Below are 24,702 nucleotides of genomic sequence, written 5' to 3'. Positions count from 1 at the left end.
ACCCGTTTCTTATTATCAAATCGTCTTAAGCGATTGACGCATGCGCTAAATCGGATGGTCTGGCATGAAATTACAGCAGCTTCGCTATATCGTTGAGGTCGTCAATCATAACCTCAATGTCTCTTCCACCGCAGAAGGTCTTTATACCTCTCAGCCAGGCATCAGTAAGCAGGTGCGTATGCTGGAGGATGAGTTAGGTATTCAGATATTTGCCCGCAGCGGTAAGCACCTGACTCAGGTCACCCCGGCAGGACAGGAAATCATACGCATCGCACGGGAAGTGCTCTCCAAAGTCGACGCCATTAAATCCGTCGCCGGGGAACATACCTGGCCGGATAAAGGCTCTCTGTATATTGCCACCACGCATACACAGGCGCGTTATGCGCTTCCCGGGGTGATCAAAGGCTTCATAGAACGCTATCCCCGCGTTTCCCTGCATATGCATCAGGGCTCACCGACGCAAATCGCAGAGGCCGTGTCTAAAGGCAATGCAGACTTCGCTATCGCGACGGAAGCGCTCCATCTGTACGATGATCTGGTCATGCTCCCGTGCTACCACTGGAACCGCTCTATTGTCGTGACCCCGGATCACCCGCTGGCGGGGAAGGGCGAAGTGACAATCGAAGAACTGGCGCAATACCCGCTGGTGACCTATACGTTCGGCTTTACGGGCCGGTCTGAACTGGACACCGCGTTTAACCGCGCCGGATTAACGCCACGGATTGTCTTTACGGCGACGGATGCGGACGTCATAAAAACGTATGTGCGTCTGGGCCTGGGCGTTGGGGTTATTGCCAGCATGGCGGTGGATCCTGTCTCAGACCCGGATCTGGTGCGTCTGGATGCGCATGATATTTTCAGTCACAGCACCACCAAGATAGGTTTTCGTCGCAGCACGTTCCTGCGCAGCTATATGTATGATTTTATTCAACGCTTTGCGCCACATTTAACGCGCGATGTGGTGGATACAGCTGTGGCGTTACGCTCCAATGAAGACATCGAAGAGATGTTTAAAGACATTAAACTTCCCGCCAAATAATCACTCCCGGTATCTTTCTCTTGCGGAAAGATACCGTCATTCCGCTTTAAACCTGAATTAGAATTATCATCATCTATGCCCACTGTCATATATCGTCATAACCCATTTGATGACTATGGTTTTACTGTCGCAAATTTGCGACAAAAGTAGAAACTAATTTACAGCTGTGCAAATTATTCTTTTCAATTATTTATTTCGGGTCAAAAGATTGAATTTTCCCGGGCTCGGATACGTAAATTCACTGGCTTTTCGGCTAAAGTTTCTTTAGGATTTATCTCATCAGATGATTACTTGTGCCAATTGTTTGGTCTCTAAATGATAAGCGATATCGATTGTATGAGGTTAGCAATGCCGTCAGGAAGTGAAGAACCGCAAAGGGATCCCGCGCTTAAGCGTAAAGCCTGGCTGGCGGTCTTTCTTGGCTCTGCCCTGTTCTGGGTGGTGGTTACTCTTCTTGTCTGGAATTACTGGGGTTGATTATGGTCATGACGGTGCGTACAGAAGCGAGAAAAGAGATGTGTCAGCTTCGTGACAATGCTCACAAAGCCCGTAAGGCGCCAGCAACCAGCGTGCCAGCTTCCTGGAAACTGACGCCGCAGCAGCAGGCCTTTATTGATGTGTTCGCGGAAGACGAACCCAAAAAACAATAATTTTGATTTTTGCGTAATGATGCAAATAGTCTGAATAAAGACTATGCACTTTTGTACTCCTTAATAAATACACATCAGCAATATAGAACGAGGGCAGACCTCGCAACCTTAAATAATTAAAGTCTGGTGTCCCTATGATGAATAACATGACAACCGTAAAATACTGGTCATGGCTCGGCGTATTCTCAGCGTCGATCCTCTTCTGGTGTCAGCTCCTCTGGCTGGCCTTGCACTAAATCGTAAAACCTCGCCACGGCGGGGTTTTTTGTTTTATCCCTCGCGTTGGACCATTCCTAAATTTATCAATTTGGGTTGTTATCAAAACGTTACGACATCTTTGTGTTATCTTTAATTACAGCCCTGATGATTGTCAGGACATCCCTGTTTTTAAGGAGGAGCTTATGTCGTTAACCCTACGCGAAGCCAGTAAGGACACATTACAGGCGGAAAATAAAACCTGGCGCTACTACAGCTTACCGCTGGCTGCCAGAACGCTTGGGGACATTTCGCGGTTACCCAAGTCGTTGAAAGTCTTACTGGAAAACCTCTTGCGCTGGCAGGATGGCGACTCGGTTACCGAGGAGGATATCCAGGCTCTGGCAGGGTGGCTGAAAAATGCTCATGCAGACAGAGAAATTGCCTATCGCCCGGCCAGAGTGCTGATGCAGGATTTCACCGGCGTGCCAGCGGTGGTGGATTTAGCTGCCATGCGTGAAGCCGTTAAGCGTCTTGGGGGCGATACTGCTAAGGTTAACCCCTTGTCCCCGGTAGACCTCGTCATTGACCACTCCGTCACCGTCGATCACTTTGGTGACGACGATGCTTTCGGCGAAAACGTCCGTCTGGAGATGGAACGTAACCATGAACGCTACGTTTTTCTGAAATGGGGTCAGCAGGCGTTCAGCCGCTTCAGCGTTGTTCCACCGGGCACCGGCATTTGTCACCAGGTCAACCTGGAATATCTCGGCAAAGCCGTCTGGAGTGAATTGCAGGATAAAGAGTGGGTGGCTTACCCTGATACGCTGGTGGGCACAGATTCACACACCACCATGATTAACGGCCTTGGCGTTCTGGGCTGGGGCGTCGGTGGTATTGAAGCGGAAGCGGCCATGCTCGGCCAGCCGGTATCAATGCTCATTCCCGATGTGGTGGGCTTTAAGCTGACCGGTAAATTGTCCGAAGGCATTACCGCCACGGATCTGGTTCTGACGGTCACCCAGATGCTGCGTAAGCATGGCGTGGTCGGTAAATTCGTTGAATTTTATGGCGATGGTCTGGATTCACTGCCGCTGGCGGACCGGGCCACCATCGCCAACATGGCGCCGGAATATGGCGCGACCTGCGGCTTTTTCCCGATTGATAGCGTTACGCTGGAGTATATGCGCCTCAGCGGTCGCAGCGAGGAGCAGGTGGCTCTCGTTGAGGCTTATACCAAAGCGCAGGGCATGTGGCGTAACCCGGGTGACGAGCCGGTATTTACCAGTACGCTGGAGCTGGATATGGGCACCGTTGAGGCAAGCCTCGCAGGGCCAAAACGTCCGCAGGACCGCGTCGCCCTGAGCAACGTTCCCAAAGCCTTCGCCGCCAGCAATGAGCTGGAGGTTAACGCCGCGCAAAAAGATCACCGTCCGGTGGACTATGTTCTGAACGGGCATCAGTATCAGCTCCCTGACGGCGCCGTGGTGATCGCCGCTATCACCTCCTGTACCAACACGTCCAACCCGAGTGTGTTAATGGCTGCCGGGCTGCTGGCAAAAAAAGCGGTAGAGCTGGGGCTCAAGCCACAGCCTTGGGTTAAAGCCTCCCTGGCGCCTGGTTCGAAAGTGGTATCCGATTACCTGGCACAGGCCAGACTCACGCCTTACCTCGACGAGCTGGGCTTTAACCTGGTGGGCTACGGCTGTACGACCTGCATCGGTAACTCTGGTCCACTGCCTGAACCTATTGAAATGGCGATCAAGCAGGGGGATTTGACCGTTGGCGCGGTACTTTCCGGTAACCGAAACTTTGAAGGGCGTATTCATCCGCTGGTGAAAACCAACTGGCTGGCCTCGCCGCCGCTGGTTGTAGCCTATGCGCTGGCCGGAAACATGAACATTAACCTGGCGACCGATCCGATTGGTCACGATCGCAAAAATGAACCGGTCTATCTGAAAGACATCTGGCCATCATCGCGCGAAATTGCGCGCGCGGTAGAGAAAGTTTCCACCGAGATGTTCCGCAAAGAGTATGCGGAAGTGTTCGAAGGCACAGCGGAGTGGAAAGCGATCGACGTAGTGGGTTCCGATACCTATGACTGGCAGGATGATTCCACCTATATTCGCCTGTCGCCATTCTTCGACGAAATGCTGGCGGAGCCTGCACCGCTGAAAGATATTCACGGCGCGCGCATTCTGGCGATGCTGGGCGATTCCGTCACCACCGACCATATCTCCCCTGCGGGTAGCATCAAGGCGGACAGTCCGGCAGGTCGGTATCTGCAAAGTCGTGGCGTGGAACGTCGCGATTTCAACTCCTACGGTTCGCGCCGCGGTAACCACGAAGTGATGATGCGCGGGACCTTTGCCAACATCCGCATTCGCAATGAAATGGTCCCAGGCGTGGAAGGGGGTATGACGCGCCACCTGCCGGATACAGAGGTCATTTCAATTTATGACGCAGCCATGAAGTATCAGCAGCAGGGTACGCCGCTGGCCGTTATTGCCGGTAAAGAGTACGGCTCCGGTTCCAGTCGCGACTGGGCGGCAAAAGGTCCGCGTCTGCTCGGGGTTCGCGTGGTGATTGCCGAATCCTTTGAACGTATCCACCGCTCAAACCTGATCGGGATGGGGATCCTGCCGCTGGAGTTCCCGCAGGGTGTAACGCGTAAAACGCTGGGTTTGACCGGGGAAGAGCAGATTGATATCAGCGGTCTGCAAAATCTGCAACCGGGTAAAACCGTTCCGGTGAAGTTAACGCGCGCAGATGGAACGACAGAAGTGCTGGATTGCCGGTGTCGTATTGATACGGCAACAGAGCTGACCTATTATCAGAACGACGGCATTTTACATTATGTGATTCGTAAGATGCTGGACTGATCAAACTCGCCCGGCACATGTGCCGGGCGTTTTGCGTTTACTCGCTCAGCAGATGCCCCATTTTGGCAGCTTTGGTATCGAGGTAGTGCGCGTTTTTCGGGTTGCGGCCGACAATCAGCGGTACGCGTTCCACAATATTGATGCCCGCTTCAGTGAGGATTTCCACTTTTTTCGGGTTATTGGTCAACAGACGCACTTCGTCCACGCCCAGCAGCTTGAACATATCCGCGCACAGGGTGAAATCGCGCTCGTCAGCAGCAAAGCCGAGCTGATGGTTCGCTTCGACGGTATCGTAGCCCTGATCCTGCAACGCATAGGCGCGGATTTTATTCAGCAGGCCAATATTGCGACCTTCCTGACGGTGATACAGCAGAACGCCACGTCCTTCCTCTGCGATATGAGAAAGGGCGGCTTCAAGCTGAAAACCGCAGTCGCACCGCAGACTGAACAGCGCGTCACCGGTCAGACACTCTGAATGAACGCGGGACAGCACCGGCGTTTGCCCCGAAATGTCGCCGAACACCAGGGCGACGTGATCTTGCCCGGTTGCCAGTTCTTCAAAACCCACCATCAGGAAATCGCCCCATGGGGTTGGCAGTTTGGCTTCTGCCACACGTTTAAGCTGCATGTGATTCTCCAGACCAGGCTGACACGTTTCGTGCCTTTGCCCCATTATGCTTTCTGTATCGGACTATTTTGCCACAAGCCCGGCAACTTCACCTAATCACCACCACGCTTTACAAACGTTAAACGCACAATCCGACATATCCACCAGAATGATGAAATTCAGTTATGATTGTGGTGCTTAGTGAAAAAGGAGAGGACATGCTTTCAATTGCCAGACGAACGGCCGCAGGAGCCGCCGTATTGCTCGTTATACCCCTGGTCGTTTGGTTCTCCGGCTGGATGTGGCAGCCCGGACAAAACGAGACGTGGCTGAAAGCCTTATACTGGATAACCGAGACGGTCACCCAGCCGTGGGGGATTATTACGCACGTGTTGCTCTGTGGTTGGTTCCTGTGGTGCCTGCGCTTTCGCCTTCGCGCGGCGCTGGTACTGTTCGCTATTCTCGGCGGCGCCATACTTATCGGGCAAGGGGTGAAGTCGTGGGTCAAGGATCGCGTGCAGGAACCCCGTCCTTTCGTCGTCTGGCTGGAAAAAACGCATCATGTTCCGGTGGATGAGTTCTACAATTTAAAGCGTAAAGATCGCGGTGCGTTGGTAAAGGAGCAGCTTGCAGAACAGCAGGATATCCCGACCTTTTTACGCAAACACTGGCAAAAAGAGACCGGCTTTGCGTTTCCTTCCGGGCATACGATGTTTGCTGCCAGCTGGGCGCTACTTGGCGTGGGACTGCTGTGGCCGCGTCGGCGTACCCTCACGATTGCGATTTTGCTGGTCTGGGCGACAGGCGTAATGGGCAGCCGGATGCTGCTGGGGATGCACTGGCCGCGTGATTTGGTGGTTGCAACGCTGATCTCGTGGGTACTGGTGACGCTGGCGACCTGGCTTGCACAACGTTTTTGTGGACCATTGACGCCGCCGCCGGAAGAGAAGGAAGAAATAGCCGAAAGGGAGTCTGGCGGAACCTGAAGGTTGATATTCCGCATTTTGACCATAAATCCATGTAGGGCGCGTTACTTTTTCCATTTCGCGCCCGCCACTAAAATGGTAGCTTATAAGGCTGATTGCAGTGATTTGAACACGCTTTATACGCTCGAACCACATAACGGGAAGTCATGTGAAATATTTACTCATTTTCTTACTGGTGTTGGCGATTTTTGTCATTTCAGTCACATTGGGCGCGCAAAACGATCAACAGGTAAGTTTTAACTATCTGCTGGCGCAGGGCGAGTACCGGGTGTCGAGCCTGCTGGCGGTGTTATTCGCGGCGGGTTTTGTCATCGGCTGGCTTGTATGCGGCCTGTTCTGGCTTAAGGTTCGTGTTTCTCTTGTTCGCGCTGAACGTAAAATTAAACGACTTGAACATCAACTTACGCCTGCGTCTGACATTCCGGCGAGCTCTGGTGTGCCGGTAGTCAAGGAATAATCGAATATGCTGGAGTTGTTGTTTCTGCTTTTGCCTGTCGCCGCAGCCTATGGCTGGTATATGGGCCGCAGAAGCGCGCAACAAACAAAACAGGATGAAGCAAACCGACTCTCCCGTGACTACGTAGCGGGGGTGAACTTCCTGCTGAGCAATCAGCAGGATAAAGCGGTGGATCTGTTCCTCGACATGCTTAAAGAGGATACCGGCACCGTAGAGGCGCATCTCACCCTGGGAAACCTGTTCCGCTCGCGCGGAGAGGTTGACCGTGCCATTCGTATCCACCAGACCCTGATGGAAAGCGCTTCGTTGACCTATGAGCAACGGTTGCTGGCCGTGCAGCAGCTTGGGCGGGATTACATGGCCGCGGGGCTTTACGATCGCGCCGAGGATATGTTCTCTCAGCTGGTGGATGAGACGGACTTCCGTATCGGTGCGCTTCAGCAGCTTCTGCAAATCTATCAGGCCACCAGCGACTGGCAAAAAGCGATTGATACCGCCGAACGCCTGGTCAAACTCGGTAAAGACAAACAACGCGTCGAAATTGCCCACTTCTATTGCGAGCTGGCTCTCCAGCAGATGGGTAGCGATGACATGGATAAAGCCATGGCATTGTTAAAGAAAGGCGCTGCGGCCGATCGCAACAGCGCACGCATCTCGATCATGATGGGGCGGGTCTTTATGGCTAACGGTGATTACGCCAAAGCCGTGGAGAGCCTGCTTCGCGTTATCGACCAGGACAAAGAGCTGGTCAGCGAAACGCTGGAAATGCTGCAAACCTGCTATCAGCAGTTAGGTAAGCAGGACGAGTGGGTTGCGTTTCTGCGTCGCTGCGTTGAAGAAAACACCGGTGCCACAGCCGAGCTGATGCTGTCGGATGTCGTCGAAGAGCACGAAGGGAGTGATACCGCCCAGGTATACATTACCCGCCAGTTGCAGCGTCATCCTACCATGCGCGTCTTCCATAAGCTGATGGATTACCACCTTAATGACGCAGAAGAAGGGCGCGCTAAAGAGAGCCTGATGGTGCTGCGAGACATGGTGGGTGAACAGGTGCGCAGCAAACCGCGCTATCGCTGCCAGAAATGCGGCTTCACCGCCTATTCGCTCTACTGGCATTGCCCTTCGTGCCGGGCGTGGTCCACCATTAAGCCAATCCGAGGTCTGGACGGGCAGTAATTTTTTAAAACGCTGTACTTTAGTTACAACATACTAATGGTTGCAGTGATTTCGTCAGCACTGTGCGGTCTGGGGTTCAGCAGGAAAAGCATTCGATTCTGTTCATTTACCCCGAGGGCAGGTAGAATGCACGCCGTTTATCTGTTCCGCGCCGCTGCGCGCCCATAGACGAAAAGGGCTGGTCATGACGTCTGTTACATCCTCCACTTCCCGCGTAGTTACCGATTCTCCCGTAGTTGTTGCTCTGGATTACAATAACCGTGACGCCGCACTGGCCTTTGTTGATGGCATTGATCCCCGCGATTGCCGTCTGAAAGTAGGCAAAGAGATGTTTACGCTGTTCGGCCCACAAATCGTCCGCGATCTGCACCAGCGTGGCTTCGACGTTTTCCTCGACCTGAAATTCCATGATATCCCGAATACCACTGCGCACGCCGTAGCTGCGGCGGCTGAACTGGGCGTGTGGATGGTTAACGTTCATGCATCCGGCGGGGCACGCATGATGACGGCTGCGCGCGAAGCGCTGGTGCCGTTTGGCAATGACGCTCCGCTTCTGATCGCCGTCACCGTGCTGACCAGTATGGATGAATCCGACCTGCGTGACCTGGGTGTGACATTGTCACCTGCCGAACACGCGGAGCGTCTGGCGCGCCTCACGCAACAGTGTGGTCTCGATGGCGTGGTCTGTTCGGCTCAGGAGGCGGTTCGCTTCAAAGCTGAGCTAGGCCGCGACTTTAAACTGGTAACGCCGGGCATCCGTCCGGCAGGCACCGAGTCTGGGGATCAGCGACGCATCATGACGCCAGAGCAGGCGCTGAGCGCGGGTGTAGACTATATGGTGATTGGTCGCCCGGTGACGCAATCCGCTCATCCGGCAGAGACCCTGAAAGCGATTAATGCATCACTGAAAAAGGGGGCATAATGCGTGACGCCAACAGTCGTCTGGTCTATTCAACGGATACCGGGCGCATTGAAGAGCCAAAAGAGAAAGCTGAACGTCCAAAAGGCGATGGCATCGTGCGAATTCAGCGCCAGACCAGCGGCAGGAAAGGTAAAGGGGTTTGCCTTGTCACTGGCATTGATCTGGATGATGCAGACCTGGTAAAGCTCGCCGCTGAACTTAAAAAGAAGTGCGGATGCGGTGGGGCAGTAAAAGACGGCATTATTGAGATTCAGGGTGATAAACGGGATTTAATTAAAGCGCTGCTGGAAGCCAAAGGAATGAAAGTCAAACTGGCGGGCGGCTAAAATAAATGAGCCACGGACATTGCCGTGGCTCTTTTTTTACGTGCGTAAGTCAGACCTGAAAATACAAAATATATTATTATACCGGTGAGAGCCGTTATGGTGATTATTTGCCCACCTGGTGACCGATAACACCACCTACGGCAGCACCACCTAATGTACCCAGCGTACTACCATCCGTTAATACTGCACCACCAAGCGCACCAGCACCGGCACCAATCGCGGTATTACGGTCACGTTTAGACCAGTTAGAGCAAGCGCTCAGGGACATTGCTACAGTGATTGCCAGAACAGCGGCGGCTAATTTTTTGCTGGTAAAGGTCATAATACTTTCTCCTGAATTATCGATTCACGGAAAGGAATGCACTTTAAGTATAGACAATATCCATACTTAAATTCTGTTCCCGTGAAAGCTGGTCGCGCAGGCGTTTCATCATCACGCAGGTGATAGTCACTTCCTGTTATATCGCTAATATTAATTTTACGTGTTTAGAACGGTTTCAACAGGTAAAAACTCTTAAAGGCAGGGTCGGAATACTCTCAGAGAAAGGTTTAAGTGCGCCCATTATTCGGGCGCAGCAGGATAATCAGGCCGTTTTTTTCACAATATCGACAGTCAGGCCGTCTTGTTCTAATTGCTGGCGATATTCATCGCGCAAACGCTCATCCGTGATCACGCGGCTGAAGCGCGAAGCCGGACCCATCGTATAAGGGTGTACGGCGCCAAACTTAGAGCTGTCGGTCAGCACTATCGCTTCACACTCTTTGGCGAGTACGGCGTTAACCACGTCTGAACGCATCATGTCGCGACCAGTAAAGCCGGTGTCGGGCTGCCAGCCGTCAATACCAATGAATGCCTTACTGAAGTGAACCTGCTGAACATATTGACGCGTTAATGGCCCCACCATGCTTTCGCTTTTCTTCTGGTAAATGCCGCCCAGCAGTATCACCTCGCACTGAGTTTCCTTCAACAGATGGGCGATATAGCTGCTTACGGTGATGATGGTAACGTCTTTTTGATCGGCGAGCGTGCGCGCCAGAAGGGCGTTACTGCTGCCATTTTCAATAAAGACGGTCTCACCGTTATTCACTAAGGATGCAGCAAACTCCGCCAGCTCCCGCTTGAGCGCATAATTGTTCATCATGCGGGTTTCGACGTCGTCACTGTCCAGTGGAACGGCATATCCGTGCGCACGCCGCAGGTAGCTCTGTTTTTCCAGGAGATTCAGATCCTGACGAATGGTGACTTCAGAAACGCCGGTGGCTTTAGCGAGATCGACCACGCTTACGCGTCCCTGATCGATCACCATCTGCAAAATGATTTGTTGTCGGGAATTCATAGCATCCATTTAAAAGGCAAGGGCGAAAACGACGTGGTTACACTTCCCACGGGGCTTTAGGTTGAGTGGATTCTGGAGCGTTTTCTGCGCCGTTCTCAGCCAGCAGTTCAGACTTGAGGATCTCAAGATTACGGATAGCAGAGTGATAATCGCCTGCGACAAGAATATCCAGCACAGTATCAATACGCTGTGCCACGGCTGTTGCATCAATGTTAGACATAAGCTCACCCTGAAGCGAAAAGTTAATATTATCAATGATGCAGAAAATTGATTCAAAAGAGAAGGTAAAAAATGCAATAACCAAAGTTCATAAATGAAAGTGATAAATTTGGCCCCCGTATGCTGCGGGTTGTAGGGGTGGATTAGTCTAAAACTGTGCGCAACGCGCTTTTTTATGAGAGGAATTCGACTATGACAGTTATCAACCAGACAACCTGCACATTGTTTACTGATGCTGAACGATTCACTCAACTGGCGGCTTATTATGAGGCCGAACGGCGTACGGTGTGGATGATGTTACGTGCCACGCCACGGCCTTGCTTCAATCATGCGCTGATCGAGGAGATCATGAATCTCTCCTGGCTGGTTCGACAGTCAGGATTTGTCGTTGATTTTTGGGTCACCGGATCGCTGGTCCCCGACATCTACAATACCGGCGGTGATTTACAGTTCTTCGTTGAGTGCATCAAAAACAACCGACGCGAAGCGTTACGCGCCTATGCCCGGGCGTGTGTGGAGTGCGTTCATGCCGCCTCGCGAGGGTTTGATACCGGTGCTGTCACGCTGGCTATGGTGGAAGGAAGCGCGTTAGGGGGCGGGTTTGAAGCCGCGCTGGCGCATCATTTCATTCTGGCCCAGCGCGATGCCCGATTAGGCTTTCCGGAAATCGCGTTCAATCTGTTCCCGGGCATGGGCGGCTATTCACTGGTGGCGCGTCGCGCCGGCATGAAAATGGCGGAGGCGCTGATCTACAAAGGTGAGACGCATACGGCGGAATGGTATGAGCAGCATGGTCTTGTGGATCTCTTATTCGAGCCGTTACAGAGCTATGTTTCGGTGCGGACGTTTATCGACACGCTACAGCCGAAGCTGAACGGCGTAAGGGCCATGCTGCGTGCGCGTACGCGCGTGCTGCCACTTCCGCGAAGCGAGCTGATGGACATTACCGAGGATTGGGTTGATGCCGCCTTCTGCCTTGAACCGAAGGATATCGCCTACATGGAGCGGCTGGTTATGCTGCAAAATCGCCATCAGGCGACGGGCTTACGCAAAGCCAGCTAACGGACATTTCTGGCCTGATAGCGCTTTAGCCATCGCTCGAATGCGGCAGCGGGCATGGGCTTAGCAAAAAGATAACCCTGCCGTTCGTTGACGCCATTCTTCGTCAGAAAGGCGTCTTCTTTTGCACTTTCCACCCCTTCAGCAATGACCTGCAAATTTAACGCCTGCGCCACGGCGACTATCGCACGCACCAGCGACTGTGAAATGGACTGCTTATGGATGTCCCGCACGAAAGCCTGGTCAAGCTTAATGGCATCGATAGGGAAGCGCGCCAGCTGCGACAGGGAAGAGTACCCCGTACCAAAGTCATCCAGGTGAATTTGCGCTCCCAGGCGGCTAAACTGCTGGATCACTGACAGGGCCAGCTCTTCATTTTCAATGAGACAGCTTTCGGTCAATTCCACGTCAATCGGGCAGTATTCAAAACTCAGGTCTTTCAGCGCCTGCTTCAGGTCGCTGAAGATGGTCTGGTCCGCCAGCTGACGGGCGGAGACGTTGACCGCGACGCGAAGGCTGATCCCCTTGTCGCGCCATTTCGCCACCTGGCGCACCACATCAAGCATAACCCAGCGGCCCAGGGGCACAATCAGCCCTGACTCCTCAGCATAGGAGATAAATTCCATCGGCGGGATCAGGCCACGCTCTGGCGACTGCCAGCGCACCAGCGCCTCCAGACTTCTGACTTCGCCGCGCCAGGTTATTTTGGGCTGGTAGTGGATTAACAGCTGATCGTTATCCAGCGCTTTACGCAGGTTGGTATCCAGCCACAGGTATTCAAATACGCGCTGGTTCATCTCTGGCGAGAAGACGCAGAATTTGCCCCGGCCATTTTCTTTGGCGGTGTACATGGCGGTGTCGGCATTACGAATGACGCTTTCGCGATCGTTACCGTGCTGGGGCGCAAGCGCGATGCCCAGCGAGCAGCCGGTGTAAACCTCTATCAGCCCGATGCGGAAAGGCTGACGAAGTCGGGTCAGTATGCGCGATGCCATGGCTTCCAGCGCGCCCTGCGAGGTATCGGTGGCCAGCACGATAAACTCATCCCCACCCAGGCGCGCCAGGGTTTGTCCTTCGTCCAGGCAGCTCAGGATCGCCAGCGCAACGGCCTGTAGCAGCTGGTCGCCAAACATATGCCCATAGGCATCGTTCACTTTTTTAAAGTTATCCAGATCGAGATAAACCACGCCTACCTGGGTGTCACCCCGAGCGGTGATGGCATCAGAGATCAGCTCATGGATGGCGTTTCGGTTAGGCAAACCGGTAATCGTATCCGTATTGGCGAGTACGCGCAGGCGCTCCTGGGCCCGACGCTCTTCGGTTATATCGGTACCTGAACAGATGAGGAAGATTTCATTTTTCCCGCTGCCGCTGTGAACAAATTTATTTCTGAAGAGAAACAGGCGCTGCCCTTTGCGGGTCTTGATCCAGCGTTCAACTTCGTACGAGCTGCCGTTACGAAAAAAACCGGTGATGTTGCGTTTGGAGGCCGCGGCTTCGCTACGGCTCATAAACAGTTTGAACACGTTTTGCCCGATAACTTCCTGTTCCTTCAGGCCCGTATATTCTTCACTTAAACGGTTGAAGCGCTGAATATTCCCGTTCTGGTCGAGGATCACAATCACGGAGTTAGCCTCGGACACTACCTGTTCGGCGAAGGAGAGCCCCTGCGCCAGGTCCCGCGCCACGGAAGGAGTATCGTTCCAGGCTGATGCCGTTCCTGCCCACTCATTTTTGTTAATTTTACGGCCGACAAGATGAACGGGAACGTCCACACCGTACAAGGGCAGGGTCATGGCAATGCTGGAGGTTATCACGGTGAGCTGGCGGATCAGCGCGGCCTGCTCATCATCCAGCGCCACCACCTGAATGATGTCAGCGCTTTCACTGGCAGCAAGATGCAGAGCATTGCTGTCTGCTGTCAGTCGCCACCAGGGGCTATGCGTACCCATGTAACGAAACAGCAAATTCTGCTCCAGATCGTCCATCACGTTTTCTCCCGCGGCTGCTGAGTAGCGCACAAATTATTCATTTGCAGTCGACAATGACGGCTCTCTTTTACTGTAGATAATTCTGGCGAAATGTGGCGATGGGAAACAGAAAAGTGTGAGAAAAAACGATGATTTTGCGGGAGATAATACAGAAGAGAACTCCCGGCCACCCCTTAACGGAACGGCCGGAAGTTTACGCGGTTATCAGGCGACAGGGCGCGCGATAATACTGCGGGTTTCCATGCGCACTTCAGCGATGGTGACATCAATCACGTCAGTGACCTTGTAAACCGTTTCGCCTTTAATTTGCACGGTCCCGTTTTCCTGGCTACAAACCAGTTCGTCGCGAACGGCATGCAGGAACGGGGCAGGAATAAAGGCAACGGCGCCATTATCCACCAGACGAACGCGCATACCGCCGCGGCTGATGTCAATGATTTCAGCCGGGAAACGGGTGTCAGTCCCTGCCTTATCATTCAGGAAGCGCGCGTATAACCAGTCGCCGACATCACGCTCCGCCATACGGTTGAGACGGCGACGTTCTGCCATCTGCAACGTCGTATCATCCTGTGGGCGGGCAACAGATTCCCCTTTGATGATCGCTTTCAGCAGACGATGGTTAACCATATCGCCGTACTTACGGATCGGGGAGGTCCAGGTCGCGTAAGCCTCAAGGCCAAGGCCGAAGTGCGGGCCTGGCTCGGTGCTGATTTCCGCAAAGGACTGGAAGCGGCGAATACGGCTGTCAAGGAACCCTGAAGGCTGCGCGTCCAGCTCGCGGCGCAGTTTGCAGAAACCTTGCAGGGTCAGCACTTCCTCAGGATCGACGTGTACGTCATGGGTTTTCAGCAGGGCAGCCAGCGCTTCGGTGTTCGCCGGATCAAACCCGGTGTGCACGTTGTAAATGCCAAAGCCTAATTTGTCGCGCAGCACGCGGGCGGCACAAATGTTGGCGGATATCATCGCTTCTTCAACGATGCGGTTGGCAATACGGCGCGGCTCAGCGACGATATTCAGCACTTCACCTTTTTCACCCAGCACAAAACGGTAGTCCGGACGATCTTTGAAGACCAGCGCGTGAGTTTGACGCCATTCGCTGCGGCTCAGGCAGACGCGGTGCAGCAGACGAATTTGTGCGGCAATGTTGTCGGACTCAGGTTTCCAGCTGCCCGTGTTTTCCAGCCAGTCGGACACGTCGTCATAGGCCAGCTTGGCTTTGGATTCGATGGTGGCGGCGAAGAATTCAATATCTTCTTCAATGGTACCGTCAGCCGCAATGGTCATCCGACAGGCCAGCACCGGACGCACTTCATGCGCACGCAGCGAGCAAAGATCGTCGGAGAGTTCACGCGGCAGCATCGGAATGTTAAAGCCCGGCAGATAGTTGGTGAACGAACGCACTTTGGCCATCTCGTCCAGCTTGCTGCCTTCGACAATCCATGCGGTAGGGTCGGCAATGGCGACGGTCAGATGCAGTTTGCCATCGGCTGTCTCTTCGGCATACAGCGCATCGTCCATATCCTCGGTGCTGGCGCTGTCGATGGTGACAAAGTCCAGCGCCGTCAGATCGCGACGTTCCAGACCTTCGTCCTGCATTTCAGTCGCCACGCCCTCAGGCGCTTCTTTTTCGAGGTTGTGGCGCGCCAGCGTCACCCACCATGGGACGAAATGGTCGTCGCCGAAGGTAATGTATTGGGTAAGCTCGGCGTAGAAACCGCGATCGCCTTTTAAAGGATGACGGCGCATCTCAGCAACCGCCCAGTCACCCTCAACAAAATCATGCTCAACGCCACGCGCGGCGCGGCACGGAATAGCATCTTTCAGGAGAGGATGGTCCGGCACGACAGAAAGACGATCGTCTTTTTTATGCACTTTCCCGACAAAGCGGGTCAGGAAAGGTTCGATCAGTGCTTCCGGCTCGGCAGACTCTCGTTCCTTTTCGGTATGAATAACGGCCGAAATGCGGTCGCCATGCATCACTTTCTTCATCTGAGGAGGCGGAATGAAGTAGCTCTTCTGCCCGTCAACTTCAAGAAAGCCAAAGCCCTTTTCCGTGGCTTTTACGACCCCTTCTGCACGCGGCGTCTGGGAATGCAGTTGCTGTTTAAGCTGCGCTAGCAGCGGGTTGTCCTGAAACATAATGTTCTATTTTCGTAGCCATTGAGCGGCTGACAGTTTTACGCGAATCTCACTGCTACAGCAAGCGCTCTTTAGGTAAAGAGTATGGTTATTCCTCTTTGCCGAGCGCCACGCGCAGACGGTCCAGCCAGCCATAAAATGCATCTCGGGTAAGCAGGTTGATGGCCTTCTCTGGCGGGAGACCTGACCCGGTCAGGGGCGTTAACTGGGCGGCGCTAAAGCGATCCGGAGAGGCGACAAGCAGCGCACGAGCGGCTGAGAGCATCGAAGACGCGGGACCTTCACTTCGCGGATGGTTAAGCAGAATTTCGCCCGTCAGATCAAGCAGCATCGGCTCATGACACAGCGCAGGAGTAAGCGCTTCAAGCGCCGGTTCCGCCTGCCAGCGTGAGAGCGCCTCAAGCTGAAGCGCACTGGCATATTTTAGCTCAACCGCGGGTAGCGTGGCGGTCCATCTGCTGAAGCTGACCGGCAGCGTATGGGGCTGAATGTGGTGCCCGGGCAGCCAGCGTACCGGATGGCCAAGCAATGCCTGAAATACCGCGACAACTCGCGCCTGAAAACCGACAAAGCCGATGATCTGGTTGATAAGCACAATGTCATACGTTGTGAGTCCAACCTCATCAAGCTGGTTTTGGGCTTTATCATCGATGACATCGGGTGAGCTGGCTAACTGGCGGGCATACTGGGTAATTTCTGCAAGGCGTCGATTGCTTTCCCGGGAGGAGTCCGGCCCCGGAAGAGGGGCGAGCAGAGCAGCGTAGTGGTTACAGAGCCGCTGAACGCCACACGCCTGGGCAACCGTTAATGCCGTGCTCAGCCTGTCGTAGGCGCTGAGCGTATGCAGACGGTTCACGGGAGTATCAAGTGGGAACAAAAGATGACAGAGGGTTCGGGCAGGCGTAAGCCAACCAGCACAGCTTGCGAGAATGTCATCGGGCAGGGCTAAATCGAGCAAAAAACGGTCGTCGACGTTAGCGGCTTCGGGCACCAGCGGCAGAACGTCCGTCTGCGAATGATTCGACTGGGTTTCATGATACCAGTGGCCTTTGCCGGAAAAACGGCGTTGTTCCATGGGCGTTCCTTGATCTCAAAATGGCGATCAATATCCTGGCGTAAGGCGGATGAGGGGAAAAATATTGTTAGGTGATAACAAATAGCTGAACGGAATAACGAGGGGCGGGAGGAAACTCTCTTCCCTGGCGGGAAGAGAGTGACAAGCTTATTTGATTTCCAGCTCGTTCATTGCAGCGATGTTGAAGCCGCCGTCAACGTGAACCACTTCGCCGGAGATGCCCGCGGAAAGGTCAGAGCACAGGAATGCCGCAGAGTTACCCACATCTTCGATGGTAACGGTACGACGAATCGGGGTAACCGCTTCGCAGTGTGCCAGCATTTTACGGAAATCTTTGATACCGGAAGCGGCCAGGGTACGGATTGGACCCGCAGAAATAGCGTTAACACGCACGCCTTCAGGACCCATCGCGTTCGCCATGTAGCGCACGTTGGCTTCCAGAGATGCTTTCGCCAGACCCATAACGTTGTAGTTAGGGATAGCACGTTCTGCGCCGAGGTAGGACAGAGTCAGCAGGGCTGCGCCCGGGTTCAGCATCGCGCGGCAGGATTTTGCCATTGCAACGAAGCTGTAGGAGCTGATGTCGTGGGCGATTTTGAAGCCATCACGGGTAACCGCGTTCACGTAGTCGCCGTCCAGCTGGTCGCCAGGAGCGAAGCCGATGGAGTGAACAAAACCGTCGAATTTCGGCCATGCTTTTGCCAGTTCAGCAAACATGCCATCAATGCTTTCGTCTTGTGCAACGTCACATTCCAGAACAATGCTGGAACCCAGCTGCGCGGCAAATTCTTCAACACGGCCTTTCAGCTTGTCGTTCTGGTAGGTGAACGCCAGCTCAGCGCCTTCGCGATGCATTGCCTGTGCGATGCCGTATGCGATGGACAGTTTGCTGGCAACGCCAGTCACCAGAATGCGCTTACCGGAAAGAAAACCCATAGCTTTAATCCTTATATTCATTGCTTATTTTGCCTTGTAATTCATAGCGTTACAGGCAGTATTTCAAAATCATTCGAAATTAGCTCGAAATTATAGCCCACTCACAGCCCCTTGTGTCACGATATTTCTTGCTCCTGCGCCGTGAATGGGCTCACGGAAGAGGTCGAACTGTCTCTTCATCAGGCTGTTTCGTGTGTATCCCAGCAGTATATCACCGCACGCGGGGTTCGCCTCATCCAACCAGAGACTGCCCGGAGCTTCACGCTTATACAGCCGGATCTTAATTCGCTGACGAGGGGATTCTGGCGATAACCTTAATTTCGAAATCAAAACCCGCAAGCCAGTTAACGCCTATTGCTGTCCAGTTTGGGTAAGGAGCGTGGGGAAATGCCAGTTTTTTCGCCTCCATGATAACGGGGAACTGGTTTTCAGGATCGGTATGAAACGTCGTGACATCAATCAGATCGTCAAAAGTACATCCCGCGGCTGCCAGGATCGCCCGTAAATTATCGAACGCCAGCTGCACCTGAGCGGGAAAGTCGGGTTCAGGTGTGCCATCGCTGCGGCTGCCAACCTGACCGGAAACAAATAACAGATCGCCAGAGCGGATTGCAGCTGAATAGCCATGCTCTTCATAGAGGGCATGGCGATTAGCCGGGAAAACGGGATCACGTGGATGCATGGCTTTTCCTTTTCTGTCAGGGGTATTGTTGTGGTTGCACAGTAGAAGTAACATACGCGATGTATGTCAAAAATGTAATCCACATACGCTGCGTATGTAAAATTATAATTACCGCTTAATGAAGGAAGTCCCATGGTTACAAAACGTCGCGCTGAAACGGCCCAGGAAAATCGCGAGAAAATGATTCAGGCGGCGCGAAAGGCATTTGCTGAAAAAGGCTATGCCGCAGCGTCAATGGATGAACTCACGGCAAGCGTGGGGTTAACACGCGGCGCGCTATATCATAATTTCAACGACAAGAAGGGATTACTGGCGGCGGTGGTCGCGCAGATAGACAGCGAAATGGCAGCAAACGCAAAAGCGATTGCTGCCGCCGCAGAAGATGACTGGGAGCGACTGCTGGCGGAGGGCATCGCCTATATCAAAATGGCGCTCGTTCCGGAAGTTCAGCGTATCGTCCTTCTTGACGGTCCGGCTGTTCTGGGCGACCCGGCGCAATGGCCCAGCCAGAACAGCTGCCTTGAGTCGACCCGTCAGACCATCGAAAAAATGATGGAGTGCAACGTAATCAAAAAGATGGATGCCAGAGTCGCAGCCCATCTGCTGAATGGCGCCGCGCTGAATGCGGCTCTGCTGATTGCCGCGAGTGATGAACCGCAGAAGACCCTCCCGCATGCCATAGAGGTGTTTACTCTGCTGGCAAGCGGGTTACGCAGCGGCTAACGATCTTTACGCCACGCGTCCGCCGTCAACGCTTCACCAAAGTGTCCGGCAATCAGGCGTTTTGTCAGGTCGTGGAGCGGGGAGGCCAGTACGTCAGCGGTACTGCCGCGCTCGACAACTTCTCCCTGGTGCATCACCAGCACCTGGTCGCTTATGTGCTTCATCATGCCCAGATGCTGAGTCACGTAAATATACGAGATCCCCTGCTTTTCCTGTAACTCCAGCATCAGGTTAATGAGCTGCGAACGCATCGACATATCCAGCGACGCCAGCGCTTCGTCGGCGATGATGACCTTCGGGCGCAGGATCAGCGCGCGGGCCAGACCGAGACGCTGTTTTTGGCCAGGGGCCAGCATGTGCGGGTAATAGCTGACATGGTCGGGCAGGAGGCCTACCAGACGCAGGGTTTCGACAATCCGTTTGCGACGCGCTTCCGGCTCCAGGTCGGTATTCAACCGCAGCGGGAAATCCAGAATCTGGGAAATACGCTGACGCGGGTTCAGGGACGTCGACGGATCCTGAAAAATCATCCGGATGCGCTGACTGCGAAAAGAGTAGTCCCCAAATTCCAGAGGATGATCGTCAATCAGTATTTCACCGCCGCTCGGCTCGACCATACCCGCGAGCATTTTTGCCAGGGTCGATTTGCCCGAGCCGTTTTCACCGATAATCGCCAGCGTCTGCTTTTCGCGCAGCGTAAAGCTCAGCGGTTTAACAGCCTCGACGGTCTGACGGTGAAACAGGCCGGTGCGATAGCGAAAGGTCTTACTCAGGTTACGTACTTCCAGTAAGGTTTCGACCATTTCACTCTCTCTCCATGTTCAGCGGGAAATGACAGGCAAACAGATGGTTTTTCGGCCCTGTCAGGCGCGGTGTTTCAATGCATTTGCGCTGAGCATACGGGCAACGCGGACCCAGACGGCAGCCAATGGGCAGCGATTCCAGCAGCGGTATCGCGCCAGGCAGTGTATTCAGCCGGCTTTTGTGCGGCATCGCGCTGCCAAAGTCCGGGATCGCCCTGATCAGCGCCTGCGTGTAGGGATGATGCGGCGTCGTCACCAGGTCTTCGCTTGGCGCGGTTTCTACCGTCTGGCCGCAATACATTACGTCAATTTTATCCGCCCACTTGCTCAGCATTTGCAGGTCGTGGCTGATCAGCAAAATGGTGGTGTTGTTATTCTGGTTCAGACGCGTGAGCAGGCGGAAAATCTGGGCCTGGGTGGTTGGCTCCATCGCGTTCGTTGGTTCGTCCGCAATCAGCAGACGCGGCTGATTCGCCAGGGCGATGGCAATCATCACTTTCTGGCATTCACCGTCGGTCAGTTCGTAGGGGAAACTGCGCATCGCGTCTTTATGGTCTTTGATCCCGACACGGTGCAACAGCTCAATGGCACGGCGTTTACGCCAGCCGAAACGTTGCCACCAGCGGCCTTTATAGGTCCAGCCGGGAATGTTCTGCATCAGCTGTTTCCCTACGCGCTCGGACGGGTCGAGACAGGATTGCGGCTCCTGGAAAATCATCGAGACGTTATGGCCCACCAGTTTACGGCGTTCGCGCGGGGAGAGACGCAACAGATCGATGTCGTCGAAGCGCATACGATCGGCGGTCACCCGCCAGTTGTCCTTCGCCACGCCGCAAATGGCCTTGGCGATCAGACTTTTCCCCGAACCCGATTCGCCCACCAGCCCGCGGATTTCGCCCTCTGCAAGCGTAATACTGATGCGATCCACGGCCTTGACCCAGCCTTCGCCCGTTTTAATTTCGATCGTGAGGTTGCGGATATCGAGTAACGGCATTATTGCACCCCCGCATTGATTGCGCGGCGGATCCCGTCGCCCAGCAGGTTAACGAGCAGCACGCTCACCATGATGGCCGCGCCCGGCAGCATGACCGTCCACGGCGCAACGTAAATCAGCTCCAGCGCATCGCCGAGCATGGCGCCCCATTCCGGGGAGGGGAGCTGCGCGCCAAGGTCCAGGAAGCCCAGCGCTGCGATATCCAGAATCGCCATCGACAGGGCGCGGGTGATCTCCGTCACCAGCCCGGCGGCAATGTTAGGCAGCACGGCAAACCACAAAATATTAAACGTGGTGGCGCCATCCAGACGGGCGGCGACGACATACTCTTTCTCCAGCTCGTCGTGAACCAGGCTGTAAACCGAACGCACCATGCGCGGCAGAATGGCCAGCCAGACGGCGAACATCGCATGGGTGAGGTGCGGCCCCGCGAAGGCCACGACGATAATCGCCAGCAGCAGCGAAGGAATAGAGAGCAGGGTATCAAGAATATGATTAAGCACAGCCGACCGCAGCCCGTGGGTTGAGCCGGCAAAAATGCCCAGCGCCAGGCCGCAGATCGCGGCAGCCAGGGTGACCACGAACGCGCCGCCTACCGTAGGTGCGGCGCCGCTCAGCAAACGACTTAGCACGTCGCGTCCGAGATCGTCAGTCCCCAGGAAGAACGAAACCTCCCCGTAGCGCGACCACGACGGCGGTAAAAGCTGATAGCCAAGGAACTGCTGATCGATGCCATACGGTGCAAACCACGAACCCAAAACGCACAGCAACACGAGGCCAATGCAGCCGTAAAAGCCGATCATCGCCGTGGTGTCGCCGTAAAAATTACGCCACACGGTGCGTAGCGCACCGGGCGTGCGCTTTTCGCTGTAGACGTTATCGTAAGGCATACCATTCCTTATGCTTCAATGGGTTGGCCATGGCACCCAAGATATCGGAAATAACGTTAACAATAATGACCAGCGAGCCAATCACCATCACGCCGGCGGAGATCGCCGCGTAATCCTGCTGGCGAATGGCGTTGATCATCCAGCGCCCAAGGCCCGGCCAGCTGAAAACCATCTCGGTGATCATTGCCAGCGTCAGCATGGTTGAGAATTGCAGCCCAAGACGTGGGATTACGGGGGGCAACGCATTGTGCAGCACATGGCGACGTAAAATCGTCAGGCGAGACAGTCCGCGCGTGGCGGCGGCTTTCACATAGTTTTGATCGAAGACGTCGATAGTGCTGATGCGCATCAGGCGGATCACTTCGGTCGTCGGCGCGACGGCCAGCGTAAGCACTGGCAGCACCATGTGGCGCAGCGCGCTCACGATCATTTCGTCGCGCCAGACTGAATCAGAAAGCCAGGCGTCAACGATGGCGAAGCCGCTCACCGTTTGCACGTTATACAGCAGGTCAAAACGGCCAGATACCGGCAGCCAGCCTAACGTCAGTGAGAAGAAGAGGGTAAGCAGCAGCGCCAGCCAGAAAACAGGGATGGAAAAGCCAATTAAGGCAAGCGCACTAATAAATTTATCCTGCCATTTATTACGATAAATTCCCGCCAGCATTCCCACCGGGATCCCCACCATGAGGGCAAAGCCAAAGGCAAGTATACACAGCTCCATGGTGGCCGGGAAAACCACTTTCAGCTGTTCGGAGATGAGCTGTCCGTTGATGCTGGACACGCCAAAATCCCAGTGCAGCAGGCCATTAAACCAGAACAGCCAGGCGTCCCAGAGAGATGAGCCCTGAAGCGGGGCGTGCGGCGTAAAGTAGCTCAGGCTAAAGCCGACAAAGGTCAGGAAGAACAGGGTCACCAGCAGTAACAGCAGCCGACGCAAGGTAAATATAATCATGGTTTCTTCACCTCTTGTTCTTTCTCACGGGTCACGCCCGCGAAGGAGGCGTTACCAAACGGGCTGAGTACCAGCCCTTTAATATCGTAACGGTAGGCCTGGAGGCGCAGGGAAGAGGCAAGTGGCAACACGGGAAGTTCTCTGGCCAGAATATTTTGCGCTTCATCGTAGGCCTCAATGCGTGAGGCAAGCTGTTGAGACGCCAGCGCTTTTTGCAGCACGGCATCAAATTCCCGGTTACACCAGTGGGCGTAGTTGGTCTGGGAGTTGATTGCCGCACAGCTCAGCAGCGGACGGAAGAAGCTGTCCGGGTCGTTACTGTCGGTGGACCAGCCAGCCAGCGTTAAGTCGTGATTCATGTCCATCAGACGCGCCTCCTGGAAACGGCCTTCGACAGGCACGATGATCACCTTAACGCCCACCTGCGCCATATCAGCCTGCAACAGCTCCGCCGTTTTCAGCGGGCTGGGGTTCCACGCCTGAGAGCTGGTGGGCACCCACAGCTGTAGCGTCAGGTTTTCTGCCCCCAGCGCTTTAAGCTGTTCGCGCGCTTTCGCCGGATTATATTCCGTAATCTTCGCCTCGCCGTCATAGGCCCAGGAGGCGCGCGGAAGAATAGAGGCGGCGGTTTCCGCGGTACCGTAGTAAATCGACTGCATCAGACGCTGGTTGTTGATCGCTAACGCCAGCGCATGGCGCACGGCCGGATTATTCAGCGGCGGCTTATCGGTGTTAAACGCCAGATAAGCGATGTTCATGCCCGGGCGCAGGGTCAGGCGCAGGCGTGGGTCGTCGCGCAAAATGGTCAACTGGCTGGCCGCAGGCCAGGCAAGCACGTCGCACTCGCCGGTCAGCAGTTTGGAGAGTCGGCCTGTTCCACCTGAACCCAGATCAACAATAACCTGCGGCATCAGCGGCTTGCCGCGCCAGAAACGATCGTGGCGTTGCAGGCGAATGTATTGTCCGGCGCGGTACTCTGCTAACTGGAACGGACCGGTGCCTACAGGCTCACGATCGAGACGTTCCTGACGATCCTTTTTCGTCAGCTGATCCGCGTATTCGGCTGACATGACCGAGGCGTAGTGCGTCGCCAGATGCCAGAGGAAGGAGGCATCCGGGCGATTCAGACGAAACTCAACCGTACGGTTATCCAGTTTGCGAACGCTTTTGACCGAGTCCGCGAATTGCAGACTGTCGAAATAGGGGAAGTTCCCGCCATTAACGTTATGCCACGGATGATTGCGGTTGAATATGCGCTGGAAGGTGAAAACCACGTCATCCGCGTTGAGCTTACGGGTTGGGGTAAACCACGGGGTGTGCTGAAATGCGACATCATCGCGTAGACGAAAGCGGTATGTGGCGCCGTTATCAAGCACTTCCCAACTTTCAGCAAGCTCCGGAACCAGCCGATAGGTATAAGGATCGACGTCGAGCAGGCGATCGTAGAGCTGTGCGGCCAGCGTATCGACAATCAGGCCGCTCCCCGCTTTTTGCGGATTAAAAATATCAACTTGACCGCTGACGCAGTAGACGAAACCACTATCACGGATATCAGGAGGCACAGCGCGATCGGGCGCAGCAAAGGCCAGATTGCTGAACAAACCGAGTGCAAACAGGGACGATAAAACCAGGCGCATAGTTTTTAAGGTTTTTAGATTCGAT

The 24,702-nt window shown here is 54.5% G+C and carries 26 protein-coding genes; 12 read left to right on the top strand and 14 right to left on the bottom strand.

Features of this window, described 5'->3' with window-relative positions; all coding sequences use genetic code 11:
* The first annotated feature begins 64 nt into the window (after positions 1 to 64).
* From cysB to acnA, 5 genes are all read left to right on the top strand, one after another.
* A complete protein-coding gene (gene cysB / locus ACJTMZ_RS02115) occupies positions 65 to 1,039 on the top strand; it encodes an HTH-type transcriptional regulator CysB (RefSeq protein WP_006810844.1) in 975 nt (324 codons plus the stop codon).
* Positions 1,040 to 1,375: 336 nt separating this feature from the next.
* Positions 1,376 to 1,516: a YmiA family putative membrane protein gene (locus ACJTMZ_RS02110; protein WP_408626812.1), complete on the top strand. Its 141-nt coding sequence runs from the start codon at positions 1,376 to 1,378 to the stop codon at positions 1,514 to 1,516.
* A gap of 8 nt (positions 1,517 to 1,524) precedes the next feature.
* Entirely contained in the window at positions 1,525 to 1,689 is a 165-nt protein-coding gene (locus ACJTMZ_RS02105; protein ID WP_162183706.1) for a hypothetical protein, read from the top strand.
* 137 nt (positions 1,690 to 1,826) lie between these two features.
* Positions 1,827 to 1,925, top strand: coding sequence for a small membrane protein YmiC (gene ymiC / locus ACJTMZ_RS02100; protein ID WP_032103392.1), 99 nt, complete (start codon positions 1,827 to 1,829; stop codon positions 1,923 to 1,925).
* 165 nt (positions 1,926 to 2,090) lie between these two features.
* Positions 2,091 to 4,766, top strand: coding sequence for an aconitate hydratase AcnA (gene acnA / locus ACJTMZ_RS02095; RefSeq protein ID WP_017693321.1), 2,676 nt, complete (start codon positions 2,091 to 2,093; stop codon positions 4,764 to 4,766).
* Between the two features lie 37 nt (positions 4,767 to 4,803).
* Here acnA and ribA read toward each other — a convergent pair whose 3' ends face one another.
* A complete protein-coding gene (gene ribA / locus ACJTMZ_RS02090; RefSeq protein WP_003856813.1) occupies positions 4,804 to 5,394 on the bottom strand; it encodes a GTP cyclohydrolase II in 591 nt (196 codons plus the stop codon).
* Positions 5,395 to 5,591: 197 nt separating this feature from the next.
* Between ribA and pgpB the strand changes: the two genes are divergently transcribed.
* From pgpB to yciH, 5 genes are all read left to right on the top strand, one after another.
* Complete coding sequence (pgpB, locus tag ACJTMZ_RS02085) at positions 5,592 to 6,359, top strand: phosphatidylglycerophosphatase B (RefSeq protein WP_003856815.1); 768 nt, start codon at positions 5,592 to 5,594, stop codon at positions 6,357 to 6,359.
* A 148-nt stretch (positions 6,360 to 6,507) separates the two neighbouring features.
* Entirely contained in the window at positions 6,508 to 6,816 is a 309-nt protein-coding gene (locus ACJTMZ_RS02080) for a LapA family protein (protein ID WP_003856817.1), read from the top strand.
* A 6-nt stretch (positions 6,817 to 6,822) separates the two neighbouring features.
* Entirely contained in the window at positions 6,823 to 7,992 is a 1,170-nt protein-coding gene (gene lapB / locus ACJTMZ_RS02075; protein WP_003856819.1) for a lipopolysaccharide assembly protein LapB, read from the top strand.
* Between the two features lie 184 nt (positions 7,993 to 8,176).
* Positions 8,177 to 8,914 carry an orotidine-5'-phosphate decarboxylase gene (pyrF, locus tag ACJTMZ_RS02070; RefSeq protein WP_015570388.1) on the top strand — a complete coding sequence of 246 codons (738 nt, stop codon included), beginning with the start codon at positions 8,177 to 8,179 and terminating at the stop codon, positions 8,912 to 8,914.
* Positions 8,914 to 9,240 carry a stress response translation initiation inhibitor YciH gene (yciH, locus tag ACJTMZ_RS02065; protein WP_015570389.1) on the top strand — a complete coding sequence of 109 codons (327 nt, stop codon included), beginning with the start codon at positions 8,914 to 8,916 and terminating at the stop codon, positions 9,238 to 9,240. The genes pyrF and yciH overlap by 1 nt, the downstream gene beginning before the upstream one ends.
* A gap of 103 nt (positions 9,241 to 9,343) precedes the next feature.
* On the opposite strand, the gene osmB is transcribed toward yciH, so the two are convergent.
* From osmB to ACJTMZ_RS02050, 3 genes are all read right to left on the bottom strand, one after another.
* Entirely contained in the window at positions 9,344 to 9,562 is a 219-nt protein-coding gene (osmB, locus tag ACJTMZ_RS02060) for an osmotically-inducible lipoprotein OsmB (RefSeq protein ID WP_017384212.1), read from the bottom strand.
* A 262-nt stretch (positions 9,563 to 9,824) separates the two neighbouring features.
* Positions 9,825 to 10,577, bottom strand: coding sequence for a DNA-binding transcriptional regulator YciT (locus tag ACJTMZ_RS02055; protein WP_017384211.1), 753 nt, complete (start codon positions 10,575 to 10,577; stop codon positions 9,825 to 9,827).
* Positions 10,578 to 10,614: 37 nt separating this feature from the next.
* Entirely contained in the window at positions 10,615 to 10,797 is a 183-nt protein-coding gene (locus ACJTMZ_RS02050) for a hypothetical protein (protein ID WP_073971609.1), read from the bottom strand.
* A 191-nt stretch (positions 10,798 to 10,988) separates the two neighbouring features.
* Here ACJTMZ_RS02050 and ACJTMZ_RS02045 point away from each other — a divergent pair, with 191 nt between their 5' ends.
* Positions 10,989 to 11,858: a crotonase/enoyl-CoA hydratase family protein gene (locus ACJTMZ_RS02045; protein ID WP_252010636.1), complete on the top strand. Its 870-nt coding sequence runs from the start codon at positions 10,989 to 10,991 to the stop codon at positions 11,856 to 11,858.
* On the opposite strand, the gene pdeR is transcribed toward ACJTMZ_RS02045, so the two are convergent.
* The 5 genes from pdeR to ACJTMZ_RS02020 form a co-directional block, all read right to left on the bottom strand.
* Entirely contained in the window at positions 11,855 to 13,846 is a 1,992-nt protein-coding gene (pdeR, locus tag ACJTMZ_RS02040) for a cyclic di-GMP phosphodiesterase (protein WP_047365576.1), read from the bottom strand. The two genes, ACJTMZ_RS02045 and pdeR, sit on opposite strands and share 4 nt — an antisense overlap.
* A gap of 204 nt (positions 13,847 to 14,050) precedes the next feature.
* A complete protein-coding gene (locus ACJTMZ_RS02035; protein ID WP_017384207.1) occupies positions 14,051 to 15,985 on the bottom strand; it encodes an exoribonuclease II in 1,935 nt (644 codons plus the stop codon).
* An 88-nt stretch (positions 15,986 to 16,073) separates the two neighbouring features.
* Positions 16,074 to 17,060: a CMD domain-containing protein gene (locus ACJTMZ_RS02030; RefSeq protein WP_180260692.1), complete on the bottom strand. Its 987-nt coding sequence runs from the start codon at positions 17,058 to 17,060 to the stop codon at positions 16,074 to 16,076.
* A 147-nt stretch (positions 17,061 to 17,207) separates the two neighbouring features.
* Positions 17,208 to 17,996 (bottom strand): enoyl-ACP reductase FabI, encoded by a 789-nt coding sequence (fabI, locus tag ACJTMZ_RS02025; protein ID WP_003856831.1) that lies wholly within the window; start codon positions 17,994 to 17,996, stop codon positions 17,208 to 17,210.
* Positions 17,997 to 18,276: 280 nt separating this feature from the next.
* Entirely contained in the window at positions 18,277 to 18,678 is a 402-nt protein-coding gene (locus ACJTMZ_RS02020) for a RidA family protein (protein ID WP_063138308.1), read from the bottom strand.
* A gap of 132 nt (positions 18,679 to 18,810) precedes the next feature.
* Here ACJTMZ_RS02020 and ACJTMZ_RS02015 point away from each other — a divergent pair, with 132 nt between their 5' ends.
* Positions 18,811 to 19,401, top strand: coding sequence for a TetR/AcrR family transcriptional regulator (locus ACJTMZ_RS02015; protein ID WP_047637226.1), 591 nt, complete (start codon positions 18,811 to 18,813; stop codon positions 19,399 to 19,401).
* On the opposite strand, the gene sapF is transcribed toward ACJTMZ_RS02015, so the two are convergent.
* From sapF to sapA, 5 genes are read right to left on the bottom strand one after another with little or no spacing between them, the layout of a single operon-like run.
* Entirely contained in the window at positions 19,398 to 20,204 is an 807-nt protein-coding gene (gene sapF / locus ACJTMZ_RS02010) for a putrescine export ABC transporter ATP-binding protein SapF (RefSeq protein ID WP_003856838.1), read from the bottom strand. The two genes, ACJTMZ_RS02015 and sapF, sit on opposite strands and share 4 nt — an antisense overlap.
* A 1-nt stretch (position 20,205) precedes the next feature.
* The gene (gene sapD, locus ACJTMZ_RS02005) at positions 20,206 to 21,198 is read right to left on the bottom strand and encodes a putrescine export ABC transporter ATP-binding protein SapD (protein WP_003856840.1); all 993 of its coding nucleotides are present in this window, start codon (positions 21,196 to 21,198) and stop codon (positions 20,206 to 20,208) included.
* The gene (gene sapC / locus ACJTMZ_RS02000; protein WP_003856843.1) at positions 21,198 to 22,088 is read right to left on the bottom strand and encodes a putrescine export ABC transporter permease SapC; all 891 of its coding nucleotides are present in this window, start codon (positions 22,086 to 22,088) and stop codon (positions 21,198 to 21,200) included. Before sapC ends, sapD begins: the two co-directional genes overlap by 1 nt.
* The gene (sapB, locus tag ACJTMZ_RS01995) at positions 22,075 to 23,040 is read right to left on the bottom strand and encodes a putrescine export ABC transporter permease SapB (RefSeq protein ID WP_017383081.1); all 966 of its coding nucleotides are present in this window, start codon (positions 23,038 to 23,040) and stop codon (positions 22,075 to 22,077) included. The genes sapC and sapB overlap by 14 nt, the downstream gene beginning before the upstream one ends.
* Positions 23,037 to 24,677, bottom strand: coding sequence for an ABC transporter substrate-binding protein SapA (gene sapA, locus ACJTMZ_RS01990; protein ID WP_017383082.1), 1,641 nt, complete (start codon positions 24,675 to 24,677; stop codon positions 23,037 to 23,039). Before sapA ends, sapB begins: the two co-directional genes overlap by 4 nt.
* Positions 24,678 to 24,702 lie beyond the last annotated feature (25 nt).

Origin of the sequence: Enterobacter sp. DN (assembly GCF_046054285.1) — a bacterium.
Lineage (GTDB): Bacteria > Pseudomonadota > Gammaproteobacteria > Enterobacterales > Enterobacteriaceae > Enterobacter > Enterobacter hormaechei_C.
The sequence above is the reverse complement of the archived record's forward strand: the minus strand, read 5'-3'. Positions and strand labels throughout refer to the sequence as shown.